This is a genomic window from Streptomyces hyderabadensis, assembly GCF_020404845.1.
Lineage (GTDB): Bacteria > Actinomycetota > Actinomycetes > Streptomycetales > Streptomycetaceae > Streptomyces > Streptomyces hyderabadensis.
Window position 1 is genome coordinate 127,277 of record NZ_JAIOJZ010000009.1, and the last position, 26,973, is coordinate 154,249.

The 26,973-nt window shown below is 70.8% G+C and carries 17 protein-coding genes; 6 read left to right on the forward strand and 11 right to left on the reverse strand.

The genetic code is table 11. The annotated features are described in order from the left end of the window. The first annotated feature begins 107 nt into the window (after positions 1–107). The 3 genes from K7854_RS09985 to K7854_RS09995 all read left to right on the forward strand — a co-directional run bounded on the left by K7854_RS09985 (position 108) and on the right by K7854_RS09995 (position 3,058). Positions 108–1,076 carry a HAMP domain-containing sensor histidine kinase gene (locus K7854_RS09985; RefSeq protein ID WP_226026041.1) on the forward strand — a complete coding sequence of 323 codons (969 nt, stop codon included), beginning with the start codon at positions 108–110 and terminating at the stop codon, positions 1,074–1,076. An 88-nt stretch (positions 1,077–1,164) separates the two neighbouring features. Then, complete coding sequence (gene lplAB, locus K7854_RS09990) at positions 1,165–2,229, forward strand: lipoate-protein ligase LplAB (protein WP_226026042.1); 1,065 nt, start codon at positions 1,165–1,167, stop codon at positions 2,227–2,229. Between the two features lie 163 nt (positions 2,230–2,392). Then, a complete protein-coding gene (locus tag K7854_RS09995; protein WP_226026043.1) occupies positions 2,393–3,058 on the forward strand; it encodes a hypothetical protein in 666 nt (221 codons plus the stop codon). Here K7854_RS09995 and K7854_RS10000 read toward each other — a convergent pair. The 8 genes from K7854_RS10000 to K7854_RS10035 form a co-directional block, all read right to left on the reverse strand. Next, complete coding sequence (locus tag K7854_RS10000) at positions 3,049–4,599, reverse strand: NCS1 family nucleobase:cation symporter-1 (RefSeq protein ID WP_226026044.1); 1,551 nt, start codon at positions 4,597–4,599, stop codon at positions 3,049–3,051. The two genes, K7854_RS09995 and K7854_RS10000, sit on opposite strands and share 10 nt — an antisense overlap. Before the next feature lie 115 nt (positions 4,600–4,714). Beyond that, positions 4,715–5,737: a TIGR03842 family LLM class F420-dependent oxidoreductase gene (locus K7854_RS10005; protein WP_226026045.1), complete on the reverse strand. Its 1,023-nt coding sequence runs from the start codon at positions 5,735–5,737 to the stop codon at positions 4,715–4,717. 11 nt (positions 5,738–5,748) lie between these two features. Continuing rightward, positions 5,749–7,152 (reverse strand): dihydropyrimidinase, encoded by a 1,404-nt coding sequence (gene hydA / locus K7854_RS10010; protein ID WP_226026046.1) that lies wholly within the window; start codon positions 7,150–7,152, stop codon positions 5,749–5,751. 38 nt (positions 7,153–7,190) lie between these two features. Next, positions 7,191–8,033 (reverse strand): nitrilase-related carbon-nitrogen hydrolase, encoded by an 843-nt coding sequence (locus tag K7854_RS10015; RefSeq protein ID WP_226026047.1) that lies wholly within the window; start codon positions 8,031–8,033, stop codon positions 7,191–7,193. 102 nt (positions 8,034–8,135) lie between these two features. Further along, positions 8,136–9,764 (reverse strand): PucR family transcriptional regulator, encoded by a 1,629-nt coding sequence (locus K7854_RS10020; protein ID WP_226026048.1) that lies wholly within the window; start codon positions 9,762–9,764, stop codon positions 8,136–8,138. Between the two features lie 64 nt (positions 9,765–9,828). Then, complete coding sequence (locus tag K7854_RS10025) at positions 9,829–11,112, reverse strand: aspartate aminotransferase family protein (protein ID WP_226026049.1); 1,284 nt, start codon at positions 11,110–11,112, stop codon at positions 9,829–9,831. After that, positions 11,109–11,951, reverse strand: a complete 843-nt coding sequence (locus tag K7854_RS10030; RefSeq protein WP_226026050.1) for a nitrilase-related carbon-nitrogen hydrolase — start codon at positions 11,949–11,951, stop codon at positions 11,109–11,111. Before K7854_RS10030 ends, K7854_RS10025 begins: the two co-directional genes overlap by 4 nt. Before the next feature lie 156 nt (positions 11,952–12,107). Continuing rightward, positions 12,108–12,359, reverse strand: coding sequence for a helix-turn-helix domain-containing protein (locus tag K7854_RS10035; protein WP_007445836.1), 252 nt, complete (start codon positions 12,357–12,359; stop codon positions 12,108–12,110). Between the two features lie 101 nt (positions 12,360–12,460). Between K7854_RS10035 and map the strand changes: the two genes are divergently transcribed. Both map and K7854_RS10045 read left to right on the forward strand, forming a co-directional pair. Beyond that, positions 12,461–13,237, forward strand: a complete 777-nt coding sequence (gene map / locus K7854_RS10040; protein ID WP_226026051.1) for a type I methionyl aminopeptidase — start codon at positions 12,461–12,463, stop codon at positions 13,235–13,237. Between the two features lie 773 nt (positions 13,238–14,010). Next, positions 14,011–16,539, forward strand: coding sequence for an ATP-dependent Clp protease ATP-binding subunit (locus K7854_RS10045; RefSeq protein ID WP_226026052.1), 2,529 nt, complete (start codon positions 14,011–14,013; stop codon positions 16,537–16,539). On the opposite strand, the gene ggt is transcribed toward K7854_RS10045, so the two are convergent. Next, on the reverse strand, positions 16,540–18,351 hold the full coding sequence (gene ggt, locus K7854_RS10050; RefSeq protein ID WP_226026053.1) for a gamma-glutamyltransferase: 1,812 nt from the start codon (positions 18,349–18,351) through the stop codon (positions 16,540–16,542). It abuts the gene before it with no gap. A 152-nt stretch (positions 18,352–18,503) separates the two neighbouring features. Between ggt and K7854_RS10055 the strand changes: the two genes are divergently transcribed. Further along, the gene (locus K7854_RS10055) at positions 18,504–19,262 is read left to right on the forward strand and encodes a hypothetical protein (protein WP_226026054.1); all 759 of its coding nucleotides are present in this window, start codon (positions 18,504–18,506) and stop codon (positions 19,260–19,262) included. A 577-nt stretch (positions 19,263–19,839) separates the two neighbouring features. On the opposite strand, the gene K7854_RS10060 is transcribed toward K7854_RS10055, so the two are convergent. After that, entirely contained in the window at positions 19,840–20,175 is a 336-nt protein-coding gene (locus K7854_RS10060; protein WP_226026055.1) for a hypothetical protein, read from the reverse strand. Between the two features lie 84 nt (positions 20,176–20,259). Next, positions 20,260–26,922, reverse strand: a complete 6,663-nt coding sequence (locus K7854_RS10065) for an RHS repeat-associated core domain-containing protein (RefSeq protein ID WP_226026056.1) — start codon at positions 26,920–26,922, stop codon at positions 20,260–20,262. Positions 26,923–26,973 lie beyond the last annotated feature (51 nt).

Sequence of the window (26,973 nt, forward strand, 5' to 3'; positions counted from 1 at the left end):
GGCTAACCGGCGCGGGCGGCCCTCCGGCCGGGTAGGTGCCGGTGCGGACCGGAAATGGGTGTGCGAACCGATGGACGCCCGCGGCGCACGTCCCGGACGCTGCTGCGGTGCCCCTGTTCTGGAGAATCTCGCTGTTCAACTCGGTGGTGCTGATCGCCGCGACCGCGTTGCTGCTGGGACCGGTCACCGTGTCGACACCCGTCCTGCTCACCGAGGCAGCGATCCTCACGGCGGGCCTGGTGGTGATCCTGGTCGCCAACGTCCTGCTGCTGCGGATCGGGCTCGGGCCGCTGCGCCGGCTCGCGCACGCCATGACCACGACCGACCTGCTGCGGCCGCGGGTCCGTCCGAAGGCCGACGGCGACGGCGAGATCGCCGCGCTGATCACCACTTTCAACACCATGCTCGACCGGCTGGAGGCCGAGCGCGCGCTGAGCGCCGCCCGCACGCTGAGCGCGCAGGAGTCGGAACGGCACCGGGTCGCCCAGGAGCTGTACGACGAGGTGGGGCAGACCCTCGCCGCCGTGCTGCTGGACCTCAGGCGGGTCGCGGACCAGGCGCCCGACGAGGTGCGTGAGCAGCTGACGCAGGTGCAGGAGACCACCCGGGCCGGCCTGGACGAGATCCGTCGCATCGCCCGCCGCCTGCTCCCCGGGGTCCTGGAGGAGCTGGGTCTGGCCAGCGCCCTGAGATCGCTGTCGGACGAGTTCACCGGCCCTTCGCTGACCGTGCGCCACGACATCGCCCCCGGCCTGCCCGCCCTCGGCGACAACGCCGACCTGGTGCTCTACCGGGTCGCCCAGGAGGGCCTGACCAACGCGGCCCGGCACTCCGGCGCCCGCCTGGTGCGGCTCAGCCTGGAGCGGGCCGGTGACGCCGTCCGGCTCCGGGTGCGGGACGACGGCCGGGGCTTCGACGGCTCGGACGAGGGCGCCGAGGGCGCCGGGATCCGCGGTATGCGCGAGCGCGCCCTGCTGATCGGGGCCGACCTCGTCGTCGGCCCGGCGCGCGGGGGCGGCACCGAGGTGCGGCTGACCGTGCCCGTCGGCGACCGGGCGGCCGCCCGCACCGGGTGACCTTCCGCACGGGCCAGGGGGCGGAGCGGGACGGGAACACACCGGTCGGGCGCGCTGTTGTCGCCGGATGCGGAACGGAGGCGGAACGGTGCACGGTGAGTACAAGATCCCCGGCGGCAAGCTGGTCGTCGTGGACGTGGAGGCGGAGCAGGGCGTGCTGCGGCACGTGCGCGTGGCGGGCGACTTCTTCCTGGAACCGGACGAGGCGCTGGACGCCGTGAACCGCGCGCTGGAGGGCGCCCCGGCGGACACCGACGCGGCGGGACTAGCCGCGCGGATCGACGCGGCCGTGCCCGAGGGCACCGTCATGTACGGGCTGACCTCGGAGGGTGTCGGCATCGCCGTGCGCCGTGCCCTCGCGCACGCCACCGACTGGACGGACTACGACTGGCAGCTCATCCACGAGGGACCGCAGGCCCCGGCGCTGCACATGGCCCTGGACGAGGTGCTGACCGCCGAGGTCGCCGCGGGCCGGCGTCCGCCGACGCTCAGGGTGTGGGAGTGGGGCGCCCCGGCGGTGATCATCGGCAGTTTCCAGTCACTGCGCAACGAGGTGGACCCCGAGGGCGCCGCCCGGCACGGCATCGAGGTGGTGCGCCGGATCTCCGGCGGCGGCGCGATGTTCGTGGAGCCCGGCAACACGATCACCTACTCCCTGTCCGTGCCGGAGGCCCTGGTGCAGGGGCTCTCCTTCCAGGACAGCTACGCCTATCTCGACGACTGGGTGCTCGGCGCGCTCGGCGAGATGGGCATCCGCGCCTGGTACCAGCCGCTGAACGACATCGCCACCGACCAGGGCAAGATCGCGGGCGCGGCGCAGAAGCGCGTCGTGGGCCCCGGGGGCGGCCCCGGCGCCGTACTGCACCACGTGACCATGTCGTACGACATCGACGCGGACAAGATGCTCCAGGTGCTGCGGATCGGGCGGGAGAAGATGTCCGACAAGGGCACGAAGTCCGCGAAGAAGCGGGTGGACCCGCTGCGCCGGCAGACCGGCCTGGCGCGCGGGGCCGTGATCGAGCGGATGATCTCCTCCTTCGCCGGACGGTACGGGCTGACCCAGGGGAAGGTGACGGACGAGGAGCTGACCCGGGCCACCGAGCTGGCGCGCGAGAAGTTCTCCTCCGCCGAGTGGACCGCCCGGGTGCCCTGAGCAGCCCGGGCGGCCGAGGAAGAAGAGGGCCTCGGCCGCACGTCTGCGTCACCGCGCGGCCACGCACCGAGTTCGCCCTTCCGCCCCACGGGGAGTCGTGTGACACTGGCGTCCCGTCCGCCGTGCGGGCACCCTCCGCACCGTCCCCCACGAGAAGTGCGCCTTGCGTTCTCTTCCTCTGCCGCTCGCCCTGACCGCCCGTCTGGCGCCGGTCGCCGTGCTCGCCACCGCGGGCTGGGCGATGTCGTCCGGGCCGGACACGTCACCGGCCGCCAAGGAGAGAACGCCGTCGCCCGGCACCACCGAAAGATCGGCGTCCGCACCGGCGAGCCCGTCGGCGACGAAGAAGTACGCCACCGCACCGGCACCGTGCGAGAGCCTGGCCGACAAGACGGTCACCTCGCTGGTGCCGGGCGCCAAGGCGGCCGGCAAGGAGATCCCGTCCACCGACACCAAGGTGCGCCGCACCTGTTCGTGGAACGCGCTCAAGGGCTACGACTACCGCTGGCTCGACGTCTCCTTCGAGGTGATGGAGACGGAAGAGGCCGCGCAGAAGTCGTACAGGGAGCGGGTCGCCGACCGCAGCGGCGGCGGCGACGTCCCGGGCCTCGGCGACAGCGCCTACTCCGTCGTCAACCTCACCACCGAGGACAAGCAGCAGACCCGTGAGGGCACCGTACTGGTCCGCGCCGCCAACGCCCTGGTGATGATCACGTACAACGGCAGCGACTTCGAGTCCAAGAAGGCCCCCGGCACGACCGAGATCAACAAGGGCGCCATCAAGGCGGCCAAGGAAGCGGTGGCCGCCTTGCAGGACGGTCAGGGCTGAGCGGCGGGGCCGGTCGGCTCGGCCCCCGGCCGCGTCGCCGGCAGCAGCATCAGCGCCAGGTAGAGGACGAGGGACGTGCCCAGGCCCACCGCCCAGCCGTAGTCGGCCAGGGGTTCGAGGAAGGGGACGGGGCGGCCGTCGATCAGGGGGTGGAAGTCGGCGCCGCCGATGGCCAGGACGCCGCCGACGGCGAAGGCGAGCACCGCGCGCCAGTTCCAGCCGCCGCCGTACCAGTAGCGTCCGCCCCTGCGGTACAGGTCGACGAGGTGCAGGCGGGCGCGGCGCAGGATCCAGTAGTCGGCGATGAGGATGCCGGCCACCGTGCCGAGCAGTCCGCCGACCAGGCCGAGCCAGGTGAAGATGTAGCCCTGCGGGTCGGAGTACAGCTTCCAGGGGAAGATCAGCACGGCCAGGACGGACGTGATGAGCGCGCCCGCCCGGAAACTCACCTTCCGCGGCGCGACGTTGGAGAAGTCGAAGGCCGGTGAGACCAGGTTGGCCGCGATGTTGACGGACAGGGTCGCCACCAGGACGGTGACGAGGGCGAAGAGCAGCCCCACCACGTTGTCCGTCTTCGCGGCGAGCTTCACCGGGTCCCAGATCGGCTCCCCGTAGACCGCCTGGCTGCCGGAGGTGACCATCACGGAGAGGAAGGCGAACAGGGTCATCGTGGTCGGCAAGCCGAGGGCCTGGCCCCGGGTCTGGGCCTTCTGGCTCTTCCCGTAGCGGGTGAAGTCGGGGATGTTGAGGGACAGCGTGGACCAGAAGCCGATCATGCCCATCAGGGACGGCCAGAAGAGCTTCCAGAAGTCGCCGCCCCAGCCGAGCTTCGAGGGCTGGTCGAAGAGCGGGCCGAGGCCGCCGGCCTTGTCGGCCATCCACCACAGCATCACGAAGGCGCCGACCAGGACGAACGGCGCCGCCCAGTTCTCGAAGCGGCGGATGGTCTCCATGCCGCGGTAGATGATGGCGACCTGGAGCGCCCAGAAGAGGGCGAAGGACAGCCACATGGTCCAGGCGTAGCCGCCGACCGTTCCCGCGTCCGTCCAGCCGTCGCCGATAAGTTTGCCGGCCAGGAAGTAGATCGCCTCGCCGCCGATCCAGGTCTGGATGCCGAACCAGCCGCAGGCCACCAACGCCCGTACGACGGCGGGCAGGTTGGCGCCCCGGATGCCGAAGGAGGCGCGGGCGAAGACGGGGAAGGGGATGCCGTACTTCGGTCCGGCGTGCCCGGTGAGCAGCATCGGGGCGAGGACGATCAGGTTGGCCAGGGCGATGGTGAACACCGCCTGCTTCCAGTCCATGCCGACCGCGATGAGACCGGAGGCGAGGGTCCAGGAGGCCGTGTTGTGGGCCATGCCGACCCACAGGGCGGAGAAGTTGTACGTGGTCCAGGTGCGCCCCTCGACGGGGACGGGCAGCAGGTCCTCGTTGGCGTAGGGGCCGCTCGGCGGCGGGGAGCCCGGGGCGAGCTCCACGCGCCCGTCGGGGAGGGTGACTTGGGCGGACGGCGGTATGGCCGTGGGCGCGGTGTCGGTCATGGGCAGGCCAATCATGCGGTGGGACGGGAAAGGCCGTGCGGGCGGTGCCGAGGGGGGTGCGCGGGTGCGCCCTGGGGCCCGCCCGCCCCGGAGCGCGGGGCGGGCGGGGGGTGGCTCAGGCGTTGACGGCCGGGATGACCTTGGTGCCGTAGGCGTCGATCACGGCTTCCTGCGCGTCGTGCATGTCGTACAGCGCGAACTGGTCCACGCCGAGGGCGCGCAGGGCGGTCAGCTTCTCGATGTGCTTCTCGACCGGGCCGATCAGGCAGAACCGGTCGACGATCTCGTCCGGCACGAACTGGGTGTCGGGGTTGCCGCTGCGTCCGTGGTGGGCGTAGTCGTAGCCCTCGCGGGCCTTGATGTAGTCGGTGAGTTCCTCGGGCACGGCCCCGGTGTGGGCGCCGTACTTGGCGACCAGGTCGGCGACGTGGTTGCCGACCATGCCGCCGAACCAGCGGCACTGCTCGCGGGCGTGGGCGAGGGCGGCGGGCGAGTCGTCGGCGGTGACGTAGGCGGGTGCCGCGACGCAGATGGTCACCTCGGACGGGTCGCGTCCGGCGGCCTCGGCGGCGTCCCGGACCGCCTTGACCATGTACTCGGTCAGGTAGAGGTCGGCGAGCTGGAGGATGAAGCCGTCGGCCTCCTCGCCGGTCATCTTCAGGGCCTTGGGGCCGTATGCGGCCATCCACACGGGGACTTCGGCGCCGGGTCTGATCCACGGGAAGCGCACGACGGTGCCGCCGCCGAGGTCGGCCTCCTCTCCCCTGCCGAGTGCGCGGATGACCTTGATGGCTGCGCTTATCCGGGCGAGGGTGTTGGGGGTGCGGCCCGCGACCCGCATCGCGGAGTCGCCGCGGCCGATGCCGCAGACGGTGCGGTTGCCGAACATGTCGTTGAGGGTGGCGAAGGTGGAGGCGGTCACCTCCCAGGTGCGGGTGCCCGGGTTGGTGACCATCGGGCCGATCTTCAGGGTGCTGGTGTTGGCCAGCACCTGGCTGTAGATCACGAACGGTTCCTGCCAGAGCACGGCGGAGTCGAAGGTCCAGCCGTGGCTGAAGCCGTTGTGCTCGGCCCGTTTCATCAGGTCCACGACGCGGGAGGCCGGCGGGTCGGTCTGCAGGACGAGTCCGAAGTCCATGGGCACCACTCCTAGTTCAGGTACTGACAGGTGGCGCGCGGGGTGTAGACGCCGTGGCCCGTGCGTCCGGTGTACTCCCGCTCGGTGACGACCGGTTCGCCGCGCGAGAGCACGGTCTCCACCCGGCCGGTGATTCGCCGGCCCTCGTAGGCCGAGTAGTCGACGTTCATGTGGTGGGTCTCGGCGGAGATGACCTGCTCGGCGTGCGGGTCGTAGACGACGATGTCGGCGTCCGCGCCGGGCGCGATGGTGCCCTTCTTCGGGTACAGGCCGAACATCCGGGCCGGGGTGGCGCAGGCGATCTCGATCCAGCGGCGCCGGCTGATGTGGCCGTCGACGACGGCCTGGTGGAGCAGGTCCATGCGGTTCTCGACGCCCGGCATCCCGTTGGGGATCTTGGAGAAGTCGCCCCGGCCCAGCTCCTTCTGTCCGCTGAAGCAGAAGGGGCAGTGGTCGGTGGAGACCACCTGGAGGTCGTTGGTGCGCAGGCCCCGCCAGAGGGACGCCTGGTGCTCGCGCGGGCGCAGCGGGGTGCTGCACACGTACTTGGCGCCCTCGAAGCCGGGCTCGGCGAGGTTGTCGGTGGACAGGAACAGGTACTGGGGGCAGGTCTCGCCGAAGACGGGGAGTCCTTCGTCGCGGGCGCGGGTCAGCTCGGCGACCGCCTCCGTCGCGGAGACGTGCACGACGTACAGGGGCGCTCCGGCGACCTGGGCGAGCCGGATGGCGCGGTGGGTGGCCTCGGCCTCCAGGAGGGCCTTGCGGACCTCGCCGTGGAAGCGGGGGTCCGTCTCGCCGCGGGCGAGGGCCTGCTCGACCAGGACGTCGATGGCGATGCCGTTCTCGGCGTGCATCATGATCAGGCCGCCGTTCTCGGCGGCGCGCTGCATGGCGCGCAGGATCTGTCCGTCGTCGGAGTAGAAGACGCCGGGGTAGGCCATGAACTGCTTGAAGGAGGTCACCCCCTCCTCCACCAGCAGATCCATCTCCTTGAGCGTCTTCTCGTTGACGTCGGAGACGATCATGTGGAAGGCGTAGTCGATCGCGCAGTTGCCCTCGGCCTTGGCGTGCCAGGCGTCCAGGCCGGAGCGCAGGGAGTGGCCGACGCTCTGGATGGCGAAGTCGACGATGGTGGTGGTGCCGCCCCAGGCGGCGGCGCGGGTGCCGGTCTCGAAGGTGTCGGCGGCGTAGGTGCCGCCGAAGGGCATCTCCATGTGGGTGTGCCCGTCGACGCCGCCCGGGATGACGTACTTGCCGCTCGCGTCTATCACTCGCTCGGCGGTGAACGCCTCGGCCGCCGGGGTGCCGGTCGCGGCGAGGGCGGCGACGCGGCCGTCCTCGATCAGGACGTCGGCGTGGAGTTCGTCGGACGCGGTGACGACGAGACCGCCGCGGATGACGGTACGGCTGCTCATGCTGCTGTTCCCTCCTGTCAGGGGCCCCGGCGGGCCGGTCAGGGCGCGGTCAGCGGGGAGTACGCGCCCGGCGCGCGGTCGCGGTAGAACTGCCAGCGGTCGCGGACCTCGCGCAGCTTGGCCATGTCCAGGTCCCGGACGACCAGTTCGGTCTCCTTGTCGCTCGCCACCTCGCCGACGAACTGCGCCTCGGGGTCGACGAAGTAGGAGGTGCCGTAGAAGTCGTTGTCCCCGTACTCCTCGACGCCCACCCGGTTGATGGCCCCCACGAAGTACTCGTTGGCCACGGCCGCCGCGGGCTGCTCCAGCTGCCACAGGTAGCCGGACAGGCCGCGCGAGGTGGCGGACGGGTTGAAGACGATCTCGGCGCCCGCGAGGCCCAGCGCCCGCCAGCCTTCCGGGAAGTGCCGGTCGTAGCAGATGTAGACGCCGACCTTGCCGACAGCGGTGTCGAAGACCGGCCAGCCGGAGTTGCCGGGGCGGAAGTAGAACTTCTCCCAGAAGCCGCGCACCTGCGGGATGTGCGTCTTGCGGTACTTGCCGAGGTAGGAGCCGTCGGCGTCGATGACGGCGGCGGTGTTGTAGAGGACGCCGGGCTGCTCCTCCTCGTACATGGGGAGCACCAGGACGATGCCGTGCTCGCGGGCCAGGCGCTGGAAGCGCTCCACGATCGGGCCGTCCGGGATGCTCTCGGCGTAGGCGTAGAACTCGGGGTCCTGGACCTGGCAGAAGTACGGTCCGTAGAACAGCTCCTGGAAGCACAGGACCTGTGCGCCCTGGGCGGCGGCGTCGCGCACCGCCTGCTCGTGGACCTGGATCATCGATTCCTTGTCGCCCGTCCAGGCGGTCTGGAAGAGCGCGGCTCGGATCACACGGCTCATCTTCGGCCTCCACTCGCTCGGTGTACGGCGAGACTAGGGACGGCGGCCGGCCGGTTTGAGTGGCACGGTGTCACGTCTGCGGGGGTCGGGCATTGCACGGTGTCACCCCTGTTGGGCGTCGTGGGCGAGGAGCGCGATGTGGACGGAGGCGGCCTGCTCGAAGTCGTCGAGGTCGACGCCGAGGCGGCCCTGTATCGCTTCCAGGCGGCGGTAGAGCGCGGGCCGGGAGACGTGGTGGAGCTGGGCGGTGCGGGACTTGTTGCGGCCGGTGGCGAGGTAGGTGCGCAGGACGGGCAGCAGGTCGGCGTCGGGCCCGCGCAGCAGTCCGTCCAGCTCGCGTTCGGCGAAGGACTGCACGTGCGGGTCGTCGCGCAGCAGCCGCACGAGTCCGCGCAGGTGGATGTCGCGCAGCCGTACGACGGGCGGCAGGTCCAGGGCGGCGGCCGGGGAGTCGGCGACGGCGTCGGCCACGTGCTGGGCCTCGCGCAGTCCGGCGGGTACGTCGGCCCAGTCGGCGCGGGCGTCGGCCGCCGCGACCACGGTGTGGGGGGCGTCCGGTTCCGCACGCAGCCGGGTCGCGAAGTGGGCGGTCAGCGCCCGGGCGTCCTGGTCGGGGGCGAGGCTGAGCAGGACGGCGACGCGGTCGCCGGCGAGCCGGGCGGCGATGCCGGGCAGGCCGAGGCGCCGCAGTACCCGGGCCGGTCGGGACGGCTCGCGGTCGCGGACCACGAGGGGGACGAAGACTCGCCGGTTGACGGGCAGCCCGGCGGCGCGCGCCCGGGGCAGCAACTGCCGTGCGGGGACGGCGCCGCTGACCAGGTCGGTGAGCAGGCTCAGCGCGGACTGTTCCTCCCAGGAGTCCCAGGAGTCCCGGGAGCCGGGGGAAGCGCCCGTGCGGGTCCCGTCACCGACGAGCATGCGGTGCAGGACGAGGGCCTCGGCCGCGCGGTCGGCGAGCAGCCGTCCGGCGGCGCGGTCACCGCCGTAGCCGCACAGCAGCAGCCGGCCCCAGCGCTCCCCGCGGCAGCTCAGTTCGGCGCGGATCCAGCCGTCGGCGGTCCCGGCACCGGCCTGGCGGGCGATGCGTTCCCAGTCCCGCAGCACGTCGTCGACGGCCGCCCGCTCCCCCGCCGTGGCCAGGACCCGGTGGGCGAGGTTGGTGACGACGACCGGGCAGCCGGCGTGCCGGGCCACCTCGTCGAGCAGGCGCTGCACCGGGGCGCCGGCCGTGATCAGGCCGGTCAGTTCGGTGCGCACCGCCTCGGAGAGGCTGACGGCGGCGAACTTGCGCCGCAGCAGCCGGGACTGCACCTCCTCGGTCAGTTCGGCGAACGGGAAGGGCCGGTGCAGGACGACCATGGGCAGCCCGCAGCGCTCGGCCGCCCTGCGCATCACCTCGGGCGGGGCGGGGAAGGCACGGCCCAGGCCGAGCACGACGGCGGCGGCCTCGGCGCGGTCCAGGGAGCGGATGTACTCGCTCTGCCGGTCCTCGTCCCCGGCGAGCAGCACGCCGGTGGTGAGGACCATCTCGCCGCCGCTGAGCATCACGCCGACGTCGGCGGCCTCGGCGACGTGCACCCAGCGCACCGGCCGGTCGAGCCGGTGGGCGCCGGCCACCACCTCGGGCTGTCCGGCCCGCACCCGTTCGAGGCCGAGGACCTGACGGACCGACAGGGCCGGTTCCCAGGGCTCCCGGGGCTGCTGGGCCGAGGTCTCCGGGGTGGTGGTCATGGCGGCGCCTCCTGGGCTCGGGACGCGGGACGCGGCGGTCGGGTGCGCGGCACGGCGCGCGTTCTCAGATGCTCCGCAGGGCGCGTTCGAGGATCGCGGCGCCCTCCTCGGCCTCCGCGACGGTGAGGGACATCGGCGGGGCGATGCGCAGGACGCTGGTGCTGTGGCCGCCGCCCTTGCCGACCAGCAGTCCGCCGGCGCGGGCCTCCTCCAGGACGGCGGACGCCGCCTCGGGGGCGGCCTCGTCGGTGCCGGGCCGGGTCAGCTCGACGCCGATCATCAGCCCGCGTCCGCGCACCTCCCGTACGTGCGGCACCTGGGCGGCGACGGCGCGCAACCGTTCGATGAGCAGGCCGCCGACGCGCCGGGCGTTGCCCTGGAGGTCGTGCTCCAGCAGGTAGGAGAGGTTGGCGAGGCCGGCGGCCATGGTGACCTGGGTGCCGCCGAAGGTGGAGATGCTGTTGGCGTCCAGGCAGTTCATGATCTCGGCGCGGGCGACGACACCGCCGATCGACATGCCGTTGCCGATGCCCTTGGCGAAGGTGACGATGTCCGGCGGGCCGTTCCTGCCGTGCGCCTGCCAGCCCCAGAAGTGCTCGCCGGTGCGGCCCCAGCCGGTCTGCACCTCGTCGGCGATCCACAGGATGCCCCGCTCGTGCAGCACCTCGCGGAAGGCGGCGTACAGACCGTCCGGCGGGGAGGTGAAGCCGCCGACGCCCTGGACCGGTTCGGCGATCAGGGCGGCGGGGGCGCGGGTGTGGCCGAGCAGGTCCTTGAGGTCGGCGACGCAGGCGTCGATGAAGTCCCGGTCGTCCAGGTCCGCGTAGGGGCCGCGGGTGCGGACGCCGCCGTGCACGTAGAGGGTCTGGAGCGGGGAGAGCGAGGTCGGGGACCAGCTGCGGTTGCCGGTGATGCCGACGGAGCTGAAGGAGCGGCCGTGGTAGCTGTTGCGCATCGCCAGGATCGTGTTGCTGCGCCGGTGGGCGGTGGCGAGCAGCAGGGCGGTGTCGTTGGCCTCGGTGCCGGAGGTGGTGAAGAAGACGCGGGCGTCGGGGATGCCGGAGAGCTGGGCGACGCGTTCGGCGAGTTCCACCATGGGGCGGTTGAGGTAGAGGGTCGAGGAGTGGATGATCCGCCCGGCCTGCTCGGCGACGGCCTTGGTGACCTCGGGCAGGGCGTGCGCGGTCATCGTGGTGAGGATGCCGCCGAAGAAGTCGAGGTACTTGTGGCCCGCGGCGTCCCAGACGTGCCGGCCCTCGCCGTGGGTGATCTCCAGCGGGTCCTCGTAGTAGAGGGCGAGCCAGTCGGGCAGGACGGCGCGGTGGCGGGCGAAGAGGTCACGGGTCACGGGCGCACCAGCCCCTCGTAGGCGTCGGGGCGGCGGTCGCGGTAGAAGGCCCACTGCTGCCGGACCTCGTCGATGAGGTCGAGGTCCAGGTCGCGGACGACGAGTTCCTCCTTGCTGTCGCTGGCCACGTCGCCGACGAACTGCCCGCGCGGGTCCACGAAGTACGAGGTGCCGTAGAAGTCGTTGTCCCCATACTCCTCGACGCCGACCCGGTTGATGGCGGCGACGAAGTACTCGTTGGCGACGGCCGCGGCGGGCTGTTCGAGCCGCCACAGGTGGGCGGAGAGGCCGCGGTGGGTGGCGGACGGGTTGTAGACCAGCTGGGCACCGCCGAGGCCCAGTTGGCGCCAGCCCTCGGGGAAGTGCCGGTCGTAGCAGATGTAGACGCCGACCTTGCCGACGGCGGTGTCGAAGACCGGCCAGCCGAGATTGCCGGGGCGGAAGTAGAACTTCTCCCAGAAGCCCTTGACCTGCGGGATGTGGTGCTTGCGGTAGGTGCCGAGGACGGTGCCGTCGGCGTCGATCACGGCCGCGGTGTTGTAGTAGAAGCCGGACTGCTCGACCTCGAAGACGGGGACGACGAGCACCATGCCGGTCTCGCGGGCCAGCGCCTGCATGCGGCGGACGGTGGGGCCGTCGGGCACGGGCTCGGCCCAGCGGTAGTGCTCGGGGTCCTGGACCTGGCAGAAGTAGGGGGCGTTGAAGACTTCCTGGAACCCGATGACCTTCGCACCCTGCCGGGCGGCCGCGCGGGCGTGCTCCTCGTGCTTCGCCACCATGGACTCGGTGTCGCCGGTCCAGGTGGCCTGGACCAGAGCGGCACGTACGACGTTGGCCATGAGCTGCTCCTTCGACACGACGTCAGAGCCTCTACGCCCGTAGAACAGGCCGTAGAGGGACGAACGTAAGCCTGGCCGGAGGGGCTTGCCAAGACCATCGTCGTCAAGGCGCGGTGTCGATCGTGTTTCGCACTCCGGTGGGTGAGTGCGGGTGCCTCAGGCCGGCACGGGCGCGCACCTGCCCACCAGCTCGTCCATGGACAGCCCCAGCGCACCGGCCAGCGCGGCCACCGTGAAGAACGCCGGGGTGGGCGCCCGGCCGGTCTCGATCTTGCGCAGGGTCTCGGCGGAGATCCCGGCCTGGGCGGCGACCGCCGTCATGCTCCGCTCGCCGCGGGCCGCGCGGAGCAGGCGTCCGAGCTGCTCGCCGCGCTCGCGCTCTTCGGGGGTCAGAGGGGTGCGTACCATGACGTCATTCTAATACCGGTTTCCCGTACCGGCCCCGGGCGTACCGCACGCCGCGCCTCCGAGTCGACGACCCCAATTCAAATACCGTTATAGTAATTGGCATGGTGGAACTGAAGACGGACTCATCGATCGACGCCATGCACGCGGCCGGGCAGGTCGTCGCGCGCGCCCTGACCGCCGTACGGCAGGCCGCGGACGTGGGCGTGTCGCTGCTGGAGCTGGACGCGGTGGCGCACGAGGTGCTGCGGGCGGCGGGCGCGGGCTCGCCCTTCCTCGGCTACCGGCCCTCCTTCGCGCCGACCCCCTTCCCGGGCGTCATCTGCGCTTCGGTGAACGACGCGATCGTGCACGGCATCCCGGACGGCTACCGGCTGCGCGACGGGGACCTGGTCTCCATCGACTGCGGCGCCCTCCTGGACGGCTGGGCGGGCGACTCGGCGCTGAGCTTCGTGGTGGGCACCCCGCGCCCGGCCGACGTCACGCTGATCGAGACCGCCGAGCGGTCCCTGGAGGCGGGCATCGCGGCGGCCGTCGTCGGCAACCGCATCGGCGACATCGCCCACGCCATCGGCACGGTGTGCCGGGCGGGCGGCTACGGGATCATGGAGGACTTCGGCGGCCACGGCATCGGCCGGCACATGCACGAGGACCCGGGCGTGCCCAACGAGGGCCGTCCGGGGCGCGGGCTCCCGCTGCGGCACGGCATGGTCCTCGCCATCGAGCCCATGCTGACCGCCGGCGGCCGCGACGACTACCACGCGGCTCCCGACGGCTGGACCCTGCGCACCAACGACGGCTCCCGGGCGGCGCACGTGGAGCACACGGTGGCCATCACGGAGGGCGGACCGCGCGTCCTGACGTCGCGGGACGGCCTCTGAGCGACGGCGCGACCGGAGCCGGGCCCGGACCGGGTCCGGCCGCGCCGCACCGGAGCCCGGCCCCGGCCCGGATCGCGAGCCCGGCCGGGGCCGGTCACGGGGACCGTGCGCGTCCGGGCCATGAGCCCGCCCGGAAGCCCGAGCCGCGGGCCGGCCCGGGCCCGGGGCAAACGGGAGTCCGGGTCACGAGCCCGGCCCGGACTCGGGGACAAGCGGGAGTCGGGGTCACGAGACCGACCCGGGGACAAGCGGGGGCCCGGTCGTCGGCCCCGTACCGAGACCGACCCGGAGACAAGCAGACGCCCGGTCTCGAGAGAGGGGATCGTGCCGTGAGCCCGCCCGGGTTCGAGTCGCGAGACCCGGCCGCGCGTCCGGGCCGTGCGGCTAGCCAGTGGCCAGCCGCTGGTCCGGGCCGTGAGCCCGCCCGGGAGCGAGCCACGAGACCCGACCACGGGCCCGGGACGTGAGGCTAGCCGGTGGCCAGCCGCAGGTCCGGGACTTGAGGCGGGCCGGTGACCGGCCGCGGGTCCGGGCCGTGAGGTGGGCCGGTGACCGGCCGCCGGTCCGGGCCGTGAGGCGGGCCGGTGACCGGCCGCCGGTCCGGGCCGTGACGTGGGCCGGTGGTCGGCCACGGGTACCGGGAGGACCCTCCGCCCGGGCGGGTTCCCGGCATGCCCGCTGGAACAGAACGTGTCATGTTGGGCATGACCGCATGCCTGCCGGGTTACCCGGCCCCGGCACGTCGATCAGCGATGCAGCGGAGGTCGTACACGATGACCAGCGGCTACATGGGCCCGGAGGGCGATCCGTTCGCGGAGTTCCTGGCACGCTTCTTCGGCGGGCCCAGGCCCCGGCAGATCGACATCGGCCGACTGCTCAGCCAGCCCGCCCGGGAGCTGGTGCGCGGGGCCGCCCAGTACGCCGCCGAGCACGGCAGCCGGGACCTGGACACCGAGCACCTGCTGCGGGCCGCGCTGGCCACCGAGCCCACCCGGGGACTGCTCAGCCGGGCCGGTGCCGACCCCGACTCGCTGGCCTCGCAGATCGACGAGCGGACCGGCCCGGTGCAGCACCCGCCGGGCGAGGTCCCGCCGCCCACCTCGCTCTCGCTCACCCCGGCCGTCAAGCGCGCCCTGCTGGACGCGCACGAGCTGGCCCGCTCCACCGGCACCGGGTACATCGGCCCGGAACACGTGCTCAGCGCCCTGGCCGCCAACCCGGACTCGGCCGCCGGGCACATCCTGAACGCGGCCCGCTTCGCGCCCTCGAACCTGCCCACGGAGACGCCGGAGGCCGCCAAGGGCCGTACCGAGAGCGCGCGGACCACGAACACGCCGACCCTCGACAAGTACGGCCGCGACCTCACCGACCTGGCCCAGCAGGGCCGGATCGACCCGGTGATCGGGCGCGAGGAGGAGATCGAGCAGACCGTCGAGGTGCTCTCCCGGCGCGGCAAGAACAACCCGGTCCTGATCGGGGACGCCGGTGTCGGCAAGACCGCGATCGTGGAAGGCCTCGCCCAGCGCATCACCGACGGCGACGTGCCCGACGTGCTGATCGGGCGCCGGGTGGTCGCGCTCGACCTGACCGGCGTGGTCGCGGGCACCCGCTACCGGGGCGACTTCGAGGAGCGGATGAACAACATCGTGGGCGAGATCCGCGCCCACTCCGACGAGCTGATCATCTTCATCGACGAGCTGCACACCGTCGTCGGCGCCGGCGGGGGCGGCGAGAGCGGGTCGATGGACGCCGGGAACATCCTCAAGCCCGCCCTGGCCCGCGGCGAGCTGCACATCGTGGGCGCCACCACGCTGGAGGAGTACCGCAGGATCGAGAAGGACGCGGCCCTCGCCCGCCGCTTCCAGCCCATCCTGGTGCCGGAGCCCACCACAGCGGACGCGATCGAGATCCTGCGCGGCCTGCGCGACCGCTACGAGGCCCACCACCAGGTCCGCTACACCGACGAGGCGCTGGTCGCGGCCGTGGAGATGTCCGACCGCTACCTCACCGACCGGCGGCTGCCCGACAAGGCCATCGACCTGATCGACCAGGCGGGCGCCCGGGTGCGGCTGCGGTCGCGCACCAAGGGCACCGACGTACGGGCCCTGGAGCGCGAGGTCGACCAGCTGGTCCGGGACAAGGACCAGGCGGTCGCGGACGAGCAGTACGAGCAGGCCACGCAGCTGCGGGACCGGATCGTCGAGCTGAAGCAGCGGATCGCCGAGGCCACCGGCGACGGGCAGGCCGACGAGGGGCTCGACCTGGTGGTGGACACCGAGTCCATCGCCGAGGTGGTGTCCCGGCAGACCGGCATCCCGGTCAGCAGCCTCACCCAGGAGGAGAAGGACCGCCTGCTCGGCCTGGAGTCCCACCTGCACGAGCGGGTGGTCGGCCAGGACGAGGCGGTCCGGGTCGTCTCCGACGCCGTGCTGCGCTCCCGCGCCGGGCTGTCCAGCCCGGACCGCCCCATCGGCAGCTTCCTCTTCCTCGGCCCGACCGGCGTCGGCAAGACCGAGCTGGCCCGGGCACTGGCCGAGGCGCTGTTCGGCAGCGAGGACCGGATGGTCCGCCTCGACATGAGCGAGTACCAGGAGCGCCACACCGTCAGCCGCCTGGTCGGCGCCCCGCCCGGCTACGTCGGGCACGAGGAGGCCGGCCAGCTCACCGAGGTGGTGCGCCGGCACCCGTACTCGCTGCTGCTGCTCGACGAGGTGGAGAAGGCCCACCCGGACGTCTTCAACATCCTGCTCCAGGTCCTGGACGACGGGCGGCTGACCGACTCGCAGGGCCGGACGGTGGACTTCTCCAACACGGTCGTCGTGATGACCAGCAACCTGGGCTCCGACGTGATCACCCGGCGCGGCGCCGGGATCGGTTTCGGCGCGGGCGGCGCGGAGGCGGACGAGGAGGCCCGGCGCGAGCAGGTGCTGCGCCCGCTGCGCGAGCACTTCCGGCCCGAGTTCCTCAACCGCGTCGACGAGATCGTGGTCTTCCGCCAGCTCAGCGGCGAGCAGCTGCGGCAGATCACCAGCCTGCTCCTGGAGCAGACCCGCCGCATGGTGCACGCGCAGGGCATCACCGTCGACTTCACCGACGCGGCCGTGGACTGGCTGGCCGAGCGCGGCTACCAGCCCGAGTACGGCGCCCGCCCGCTGCGCCGCACCATCCAGCGTGAGGTGGACAACGAGCTGTCCCGGCTGCTGCTGGACGGGCGGGTCGCGGAGGGCGGCCGGGTGACGGTCGACGTCGAGGACGGGCGGCTGGCGTTCCGCACGCCGGAGCGGCCCGTCCCCGAACTCTGACTACTTCTGCCGCACCGGCCGAACCACCATCGCCGAGCCGCCGCCGCGCCGTTCCTTCTCGGCGGCGGCCAGCCACTTCCCGTTCGCGAGCCGCTGCACCGCGGTCGCGGCGCCGATCTCGGGGTTGGGCTTGAAGGAGTGCCCGAGGGCCTCCAGCTCCGCCCGTACGCCGCTGTCGTAGAGGCCGGGCTCCAGCTCGGTCTGGGCGGCGTTGCGCTGGCTGGCGCGCGGGGCGGCGATCGCGTCGACGAGCGGGAGTCCGCGGTCGAGGAAGCCGGTGAGGGTCTGCAGCACGGTGGTGATGATGGTGGCGCCGCCGGGCGAGCCGAGGGCCACCACCGGCTTGTGGTGCCGGTCCAGGACGATCGTCGGGGCGATCGAGGAGCGCGGGCGCTTGCCGGGCCCGGGCAGGTTGGGGTCGTGGACGGCCGGGTTGGCCGGGGCGAAGGAGAAGTCCGTCAGCTCGTTGTTGAGCAGGAAGCCGCGCCCCGGCACGGTGATGCCGCTGCCGCCGGTCTGCTCGATGGTGAGCGTGTAGGCGACGACGTTGCCCCACTTGTCGGCCACCGTGAGGTGCGTGGTGTTCTCGCCCTCGTACGTCGTCGGCGCCGCCGTGCCGCCGCCCGCGCAGTCGGCCGGGTGCCTCGGGTCGCCGGGCGCCAGCGGGCTGGTGAGCACCGCGTCGTCCTTGATCAGGCACGCGCGCGAGTCGGCGTACCGCTGCGACAGCAGCTCTTTCGTCGGTACGTCCTCGAAGGCGGGGTCGCCGACCCAGCGGCCGCGGTCGGCGAACGCGATCCGGCTGGCCTCGATGTAGCGGTGCAGGTAGTCGGCCTTGTCCGCGCTGGACAGGTCGGTGCGCTCCAGGATGTTGAGGGCCTCGCCGACCGTGGTGCCGCCGGAGGAGGAGGGCGCGATGGAGTAGACGTCCAGGCCGCGGTAGGAGGTCTTCGTGGGCGCCTGGAGCTTGGCCTCGTAGGCCGCGAGGTCCTTGGCGGACAGGTCGCCGGGGCGGGCGTTCCAGCCGGAGTCCGGGTCGACGGGCGGCTTGTTCACGGTGTCGACGATGTCCTCGCCGAGTTCGCCGTGGTAGATCGCGCCGACGCCCTCGCGGGCCAGCTCCTGGTACGTGCGCGCCAGGTCCGGGTTCTTGAAGGTCGAGCCCACGACCGGGAGTTCGCCGCCCGGCAGGAACAGTTCGGCGGTGTCCGGGAAGTAGCGGAAGCGCTGCTCGTTGGACGCGGTCTGCGAGCGGAAGGTCTCGTCCACGGTGAAGCCGTGCCGGGCCAGCCGCTCGGCGGGCTTCAGCACGGACGAGAGCTTCCGGCTGCCCCACCGGTCCAGGGCGGTCTGCCAGGTCGCGGGGGTGCCCGGGGTGCCCACGGCCAGGCCGCTGGTGACGGCGTCGGCGAAGGCGAGCGGCTTGCCGTCCTCGGTGAAGAGCTTCTCGTCGGCGGTGAGCGGGGCGGTCTCGCGGCCGTCGATGGTGCGCACGGTGCGGGACTTGGCGTCGTAGTAGACGAAGTAGCCGCCGCCTCCCACTCCGGCCGAATACGGCTCGGTGACGCCGAGCGCGGCGGCGGTGGCCACGGCGGCGTCGACGGCGTTGCCGCCCTTGCGGAGCACCTCGATACCGGCGGCGGAGGCGTCCTGGTCGACGCTGGCGACGGCGCCGCCGTACCCGACCGCGACCGGGGTCTTGGGGGCCGTGGGCGTGTGCTGGGGCGTGGGTGGCGCGGCCGCCCCCACCGACACCACCACGGCGGCCGAGACCGCCAGGACCGTCAGATTCCGAGCGACAGGGCGACGCATCCGCACCTCCAGGGAAAGGCCGTTCGGGCAGCTTAGTTGATCGTCATGGCCGCGTCAGGACCGCCGGGGAAGCGCGTGTCGGGCGCATGGTGCGCCCGCACCGGGCCGCCCGTCGAACACGGGTACGCGAACGCCCGCTAGCATGCGCGCCCATGACTGACGACGTACGCAACATCGTCCTGGGTGTGGTCGCGGCGGGCATCAGCGCCACGCTGGGGTGGCTGGCCCGCACCTACCTGTGGCGGCGCAGACTCCGGCGGAAGCAGGCGTTCTTCGGGCTGCCGGACGGCTCCGAGTCGCTGCTCGTCGTCAACCGGGACCCCGCCGCCTCCGAACCGGCGGTCCACCGCTTCGACGTCTTCGCACTGCTGGAGCTCGCCGCGCTGGTCAAGGACTGCGGCGCGCACATCCAGGTGGTCACGCAGGACATGGTCGGCCAGGGCTTCGGCGAGCGCACGGAGTTCTGCGTGGGCGGCCCCGGTTCGAACCGGCGGATGGTCGCCCACATGGCGGCGATGCTGCCCGGGGTGCGGATGAACGTCGACCCGGAGCCCGGTCCGGACCGGGGCGCCTTCCAGATCGGCAGCGAGCGCTACCGGCTGGAGGCGGGGGTCACGGAGTACGTGCTGCTGGCCCGCCTCACCGCCGGGGACCGGCGCGAGGCCCGGCCCGCCTTCCTGTTCTGCGGCCAGCGCGCGATCACCAACCAGGCCGCCACCCGCTACCTCGCCCGGCACCACGAGAAACTGGCCCGCAAGCACGGCAACAACTCCTTCGTGCTGCTGCTCAAGGTCGTCAACTCACAGGCGTACGGCCCGGACGTGGTCGAACTGGTCGGCGACGTCACCCGGGCCGCGACCAGCCCCCTGCCGACCCCCGCACCGGCGCCCCGAAATTCCCACCGGGCCTGACCGCCCGGCCGCGGATACCGAGCCGCACAGCGGGCCGCGCTGGCGCGAGTGGCGAGAAAGGCCGCCAAGCCGCCGTCCTGGCCGCCGACTGCTACGCCCCGACCTGCTGCGGGTCGGTCGCTCGCGGCGGCGTGAACGTCTCCACCTGCTTTCTTCTCCCCAGACGGCGCGGACCCCGCCACGTGCCCGCGGTCGCGTCCACGGCAGGTGCCGGACGAGGCCGGCGGCGGTCGGCGTCTCCCCGACCGCCGGGTGTCACCGCTACCATCTACGCCCACGTCCGACTCCGCCTCCAGCGCGATGCCATCGACACCCTCAGCACCGCGCTCGGCAGCACAGAGAACACTGAGACGGCGGGCTCCGACGGCGCCGAACCGCCACCCTGTGCCGCCCTCGCCCACTGATGTTGCTGTCAACTACTGCCGTCATTCCAATGCAGCAGCCCCGCCAGGACACACCTGGCGGGGCTGCTTTTTGCAATCGCTGGCAACTACTGGAGCCGGTGCAGCGACTCGGCCGCCCGTCCGCCGCCTTGAAGATTATCCTGATTGCACACAAAGAAGGGGAAGCGGGCCCATCATTGACCACCCCCCTCACCTGCAAGCAGGGCCCGGAGACGCCTGACCTCTTCCACAAGGCGCGGCACAGCCTCCCGCGCCATTGCGATGAAGGCCGCGTTCTCGTCCCAGCGTTCGTCGCCAGAATCGACGTATCGCGGATGCTGAACCAAAGTCGCGGCAATCATGTCTCGGTGATCAAAGTTCGGCCACCTCTCGGCAGCACCAGTGTCGGGAGCCGTACTCACCGCCACAAGATTCATGGCGGAGTCATCGTCCAAGGTCCTAACGAACCAAGGCGCCGGAGTGGCCGCAGAGCACAGCTCCTCGATCTCCTCGAGTTCATCTTCACGCATGTAGCCCCCTCTACCAGCCTGTTTACCCGGCCTGGGGTGCCCCGCAAGCCAGCAAGCACGGGGCACCCCGGACAGTATTATCAACTAATATCGCTCACTCGAATATCCGAGTCTTTCGATATTTTTATAGAATCTCTTGTCGTTTGTGATGATCGACAATCCATCCTGTATCGCCGAATGCAAGACCGAAGCGTCGTCGTCGGCAATCATCGGATTGAAGGACTTGCCCTTCCACATGCCCCTGAGGCGACCCTGGAGTGAAGAAACGCCTTCACTGGTGGAAGCCGGTCCCATGCGTCCTCCCCGCTCCGACAACCAGCTACCAATGGCATCTGCCGAGTGTCCACCCTCGAGTAGTTCACGATGAGCAGTCGGCGACAGCACCGGGGCACGGCCCGCCAAGGCGGCATCTACTTCAGCGGTCTTTGCGCCCGAGAGGGCATCCGTCACTGCATTCGTGTCGACCGCCACCTCGCCGCAATTGTGAACGAGAACCGGTGTAGCACCCGCCAGCACATAGTACGTGTGGATCTCCGTCAGCGTCAGGTCGTGGGTGCGCTGGCGCTTCTCGAAGTACCGGGTGGCTGTGAGGGTTACCTGGTCGCCGTCGGCGGTTTGCAGGGTCATGCCGGGCTGGAGGTCGCCGGCTTCGACCCATGCGCTCTCGGAGGGGGACCAGAAAGGGTGGGTCGTGGTGGATACCAGGGAGGTGGGCTCGGCGCCGTCCGCGGTCGTGATGGTGAGGTCGACGAAGTGCTTGTCGTCCTCGGTGACTATCGTCCCGGCGACGTCACGGATGACGGTCTTGCCGGACTCAGGGTCGGTGACGATCAGTTTGTCGCCGGGGGCGACGTCCTCGATCGGTTTGGTCTTGCCGTCCTTGGTCAGGACCTTGGTGCCGGGCAGGAAGCTGTGACACTTCGGTTTGGCGTTCTTTCGCTTCCGTATGAAGTCGGCGGCCTTTTGGTACGCGGCGGAGACTGCGTTGTTTGCCTTCTCCCGGGCTTTGGAGGCGCGCCACATACTCTTCGCGCCGCTGATCAGGTCGTCGACGAGACCAGTGACTTTTTTGGCGAGGCGGTAGCCCTTGGCCCAGTTCCAGGGTGCCCCGTATTTGGCCAGCACCTTGCCCGCGAGGCCGCCGGCGAAGCTGCCGGCGACGTTGAGGAGTGTTTCGCCGCAGGCCCCGATGTCGCCTGTGGAGAGGCAGTCCAGAGCCGCGTCGACGCCGAGGATGTCACGGACGATCTTGACGAGTTGTTTGGCAGCTTGCTTGGTTCGCTGCTTGGCATCGCTGTATTCGGCCTCGGCGGCCAATTGCCTGCCCTGGGCCTGGTAGTACTCCTTCTCCTCCTTGGTGAGCGGCGGGCCCTCATCCCCCTTCGGTTTGCCGGTGGGTCCGTTGCTGTCGCAGTCGATGAGCCCCATGTCGCATTCGGCTTCGCGCATGCCGCTGGGGTCGGACAGGGTGACCGGGTTGTTGCTGGCGTAGGCGTAGCCGTTGATCTGCTGGGGACGGGTGAACTCGATGATCGGGTCGACCGAGATGAACCGGCCCAGTTGGGGGTCGTATTCGCGGGCGCCCAGGTGGGTCAGGCCGGTGGAGGCGTCTGTGGTGCCTCCGATGAAGCCCTTCTCACCGGGCCACGTGCCGGTGGCCTTGCCCCGCTCGTTTCCGTAGGGGTCGAATCGGCGCTGGGTGATGGCTCCGGTTGCGGCGTCGATCGCGAGTTCACCGGTGCCGTGGTGGTCGGCGGCGAGGAACGAGAGCTTGTTGTCGCTGGTGCGGACGGCGACGGTCTGCCCGGCGTGGGAGTAGTAGCGGGTGGCCTTGACCGTGGAGGAGCCTGCGGCGAGGGAGAGTTCCATGCCCGGCAGGTAGACGGTGGTGGCTTTGGGGTCCTTGCGCAGGACGCGGTTGCCGTCGGCGTCGTAGAGGAAGGTGGTCTCTCCGGCGCTGTCCTTGACGCTGGTCGGCTTCCCGGTGGCGTCCCAGGTCAGGTTCTGGGCGTTGCCGCCGATGGTGCGTTTGGTGGTGTTGCCCGAGGCGTCGTACTCGTAGGTGGACTGGCGGTCTCCGGTCGGGGTCTTCTCCAGGACCTTGGTGACCTGGTGGGGGCCGTCACCCAGCGTTCCGGCGCCGCCGTAGGTGTAGGTGCGGGTGATGTCCTTCGCCGCGTTGAGGGTGGTGTCGTGAACGGTGTCGGACGTGCGGTTGCCGATGGCGTCGGTCGTGTAGGACTTCCAGTACGGTGCCGGTCCGCCCAGCGGGGCGGCGCCAGGCGCTGCCGTGCAGGCAGCGGGCTTTCCTGCGTCCAACTCCGTGCTGCCGACCGTTCCGGTGCCGGCTGCGGCGGTGGCCGTGGCGGCGGGGGTCCAGGCGTCGGCGAGGCGCTGGCGGTCGTCGTAGCGGAAGCACTGGACGTCGGTGGAGCCGTTGCCGGGTATGTCGGCCGTGGACAGGACGTTGCCCTGTTGGTCGTAGGTGTAGCCGGTCCGCTTCGCCAGGGCGGTGTTGCCGACGATGTCGACGGTGGCGGTCTTGAGCCGGTCGGTGCCCTGCTCGTACTCGAAGGTCTGCTGGACCTTCTTCCCGCTGCCCGCGTACAGCTCTAGGCCGAGCACGAGGCTGCGCTTCGAGTAGTTGGTGTGGGTGACGTACGGAGTGGTGCCGGACATGGTGACCGGCCGCTGCAAGGCGTCGTAGCCGTATTCAAGGTTCTCGGCCGGGAGACCGCCTGCTGCGGGCAGACCATTGCCCTGGACGGTGCCGTCGCGGTTGTAGCTGGCGGTGAAGACGTACATGCCGGCCAGCGCGCCCTGGGATGCGGGCACGGAGTAGGCCGTCTTGAGCGGACGGTAGTACTCGTCCATGGACTGGGTGACCGTGGCGAAGTACTCGGTCGGGGAGGTGTAGCGCAGGGTGGCGTAGGGCCGGCCGAGCCAGCCGGCCTTGTCGTAGCGGGTTTCGGTGAGTTTGACGCCGGTGTTCGGTTCGCCCTCCCATGTGAAGGTCGGGCGGTAGAGCGCGTCGTACTGCGTGGAGACCTTCTTGCCGCGGCTGTCGGTGACGGCGGCCAATCGGTCGAGGCTGTCGTAGGCGAAGGTGGAGGTGCCGGTGTCCGGGTCGACGGCCTTGGTCTTGCGGCCAAGCTGGTCGTACTCGTAGGACCAGGTGTTGCCGTTGGTGTCCGTGACCGTCTTGAGCTGACCGCCCGGGGTGTGGGTGTATTTGGTGATGTCGTAGCCGGCCGCGGGGTCGGGCTTGTCCCCGTGGTAGTGCCACAGGGCGGTGGTGCGGCCGGCGGCATCGGTGATCGAGGTGCTGGCGATGCCGCCTGCGGGCGGGTCGACGTGGGTGCGTTCCCCGTCGTAGGTGGTGGTGGTGCGCCACTGCTCCACGTTGCCCACGGCGAAGATTTCCGCGGTGGTGCGGCCCAGGCCGTCGTACTCGTGCCGGGTCTGGGCGCCGGTTTCGCCCTCACGGACCAGGAGCAGTTCCGTGGAGGGTGTTCCGGCGGCGTTGTAGGTGGCGTTGGTTTTGTGGATCTTGCCTGTGCCGTTGTACCAGGTGTCGCCGACCATGCGGGTGCCGTCGGGTCCCTCGGTCTGCATCTGGCGGGGACGCAGCAGGCTGTCCAGCAGTTGGTACTCGGTGCCGTAGGAGCCGCTCGGCTCGATCTTCTCGGTCAGGATGACCGTCGGTTTGTCCTTGCGGAGGGTGTAGCCGTATCTGATGCTCGGTGTCTGGGTCTTCTGCCGGTCGGGCAGCCACACCGAGGTCAGTCGGCCCAGAGCGTCGTGGGCCAGGTCGGTGCGCTTGCCGTTGGGGTCGGTCTGGCCGGTGGACAGGCCCCAGGCCGGGGCGTAGTCGGTGGTGGTGACGTGGCCGAGGGCATTGGTGACCTTGGCTTGGGTGAGCAGGCCGTTGGTCTGGGTGTACTGGGTCTTGGTCTCGTTGTTGGCGGCGTCCTTCTGGGTGAGCGGACGGCCGTAGGTGTCGTAGGTGGTGGTGCCGGTGACCTGCATGGTGGCCGTGGTGCCGTCGTGGGCGGTGACGCGTTCGGTCTTCGTGGTGTCGCCCTTGGTCGGCTGGGTGCCGTAGGAGCCGCCGTCGTAGGAGGTGCGTTCGTCGGCCAGGATCTGTGTCTTGTAGTCGGGGGTGGTGCTGCAGCCGACGGACAAGGACTGGCTGCGGCTGGGCAGGCTCAGGATGTTCTCGGCCGTGTTGTCGGCGTACCAGGTGCGGGTGCACTTGTCGTCGCTGCTGTTCGCGAGGTCGCCGTACTCGTGGACGGCCGTGGTACGGCCGGTGCCGGTAGCGGTGTCGACGCTGATCTTGGTCTTCGTCTCACGCCAGCCGCCGCCCGAGAGCTGCTCGTAGCCACGCGTGGTCAGCGGTTTGACGATGCTGGCCGTGGTGGTGTTCCAGCTGTGGGTCTCGGTGGCGGTGGTGTGCTTCCACGGCTCGTTGATCGTCCGGGCCACGATCTTGGCTCCGTCGTAGGTGACGGTTTCGAGTTCGTGGCCGGTGAACTCCTTGTGGTCGGTGTATTCGACTCCGGTGGAGTCCTTCACCTTGACCGAGCGTGCGGCGCCGGCAGCGTCCTTGTCGCCGTTCATACCCTGGAGGAAGGTGTAGTCGAGGCGTGTGGTCTGCTTGTCCGCGGTGCCGCTGGTGACCTTGACCTTGTCGTAGCCCTGCCAGGAGCCCCAGGTCAGGTACTTGGTGTCGGTGATGCCGTCAGGTTCGGCCTTGCGCCAGGCGCCCTTTCCGCCGGAGTAGTCGTAGCGGGTGACCTGCTGTTCGCTGCCGCCGGTCGTGTCGGTCTCGATGACCTCGGCGACGGCGTACTTGTGGAACCAGTCAGTGATCGGCTCGATGTGGCCGGGCGGCGCCCACTTCACCGGATAGCAGCGCTTGGTCGACGACCCGGGAGTGGGCAGGGCACTCTTCACGCAGTCGGTGGGAGCGTAGTTGATGTCGAGCTGGGCGCCCGTCTCGCTGATGACGGTGGCGAGGCGGTCGCGGTGGAAGGGCGCGATGTTGTCTCCGACCGCGTCCACTCGGTTGACCAACTGCTCACCGAACAGTTCGACGCTCGGAAGTTCGGTGTTCGTGCCGGCCCGGCCCTCGTGGCTGATCCTTTCCAGCCACAGCGTCTTGGAGTCGTCGCCGTTGTCGTTGAAGCGGTGCTCCAATGCCCAGTGATCGACGTCCTGGTAGGCGGTCGCGTCCTTGCGTATCTGGGTGGTGATGCCGGTCAGTCGCTTGGTGGTGAAGAAGGTCTGGCCCACCGTGCACTTGGCGCCCGAGGCGCATTCCTGGTCGACGGGGACGTCGGGCCAGTAGGAGGCGTTGGCCTTGGTTCGCTTGCCGGTGGAGCAGTCGAAGCTGGTGGTCGGCAGACAGCGCTCGGCGACCGTGAAGACGACACGGGCCGGAGCTTTCTCAGCGTAGACCTGGCCGTCGCGCTGACCGTAGTCGATGCGCTTGAGGTAGCCGCCTCGGTGGTAGGCGGTTCCGTTCACGTCGGTCTTGCCGTTGAGCGCGTAGTGGTTGGTCTCCGGCTCGTAGTAGTAGGACATCACGTTGCCGTGGGTGTCCTTCACGTAGTCGAGGCTCCAGCGCCATGCCTGCTTGCAGTGCGCGCTGGTGAAGGTCGCGTTGTAGCAGGGTTCTCCGGAGTCGTCGCCGAAGACGGGGACGGTCCAGGCGGACTTGGTCTCCTCACTTCCGGCGGCCGAGTCGAGGGGGCGGTTCTGGCCGAAGTAGTACTCGGTGCCCTCCGGGGTGGTGACCTTCCAGTATTCCCCGTTGTTGTCGTCGTTCGGGGCGCCGGTCAGCTTCTCGACCTTTGTCCCGTTGTCGCTGTTCAGGTGCCATGTGCCGGTGGTGTCGTCCTTCACCAGCTCACTCGCGCTGCCGTTGAGCATCAAGGTGGCGTTGTCGTACGCCCAGCACTGCTCTCCGGAACCCTCATGGCCGTCGTCGGAGCACGGCTTGTAGCGACGCTCGACGTAGCCGGGGTCGTAGGAGAAGCCATCGCCGATCCACGAGCCCTGGTTGTTGGTGGCCGAGGTGCGACCGTCCGCTGCCTGCGAGGAGTAGCCCAGCCCGAGGGACGGGGACAGTCCGCCGGGAGTGGGGGCACTGCGCAGCGGATAGCTCCAGGAGAAGCCGCCCGAGGACGGCGAGACGGTCCAGCTCGCCGACGGGGTGAGGGCGGTGGCCTTGTACGTGCCCTGAGCCGAGGCCGGGCCGGCTGCCACCGCCAGCAGCGACAGGCCCTCGTCCGTCGCCGTCATCGTGGAGGTGCCGGGAGAGTCCGGTGCTGCGGTGACGTCCGCCGAGAGGGTGGCGGACTGCACATCGTTTCGTGTGGGGAGTTCCTTGGGCTGTTCAGGGCAGCTTTTGCTGCCGGGGGTGGCCACGATCGCGCAGCCCGGCAGTTGGACCAGCCGCAGGCGCGAGGCATAGCTGCCCCCGTAACCTTCTGCGAAGTCCGCGTAGTTGACGTTCAGGCGCACCTTGGCGGACGTGCTCTGACCATCAGCCCGAGCTACACCCAGCACGGCGGCCGCACCCAAGGCCCGTGCCCGTTCCGGTGCCAGCACGTCCACAGCAATCCTGGTGGGCTGCCGGGACTTGAGCGCCTTGTCCGACGGCGCCGCCGCGGACAGCGGAATACGCCCCGCCTCCTGGGCCACGGTGGTGGAGCCTGCCTTGGCAACGGCGAGTTCCACCCTCCCCTGCCTGGGCCAGGAACTGGCTTGAAGTCTGTTCACCTCGCTGCT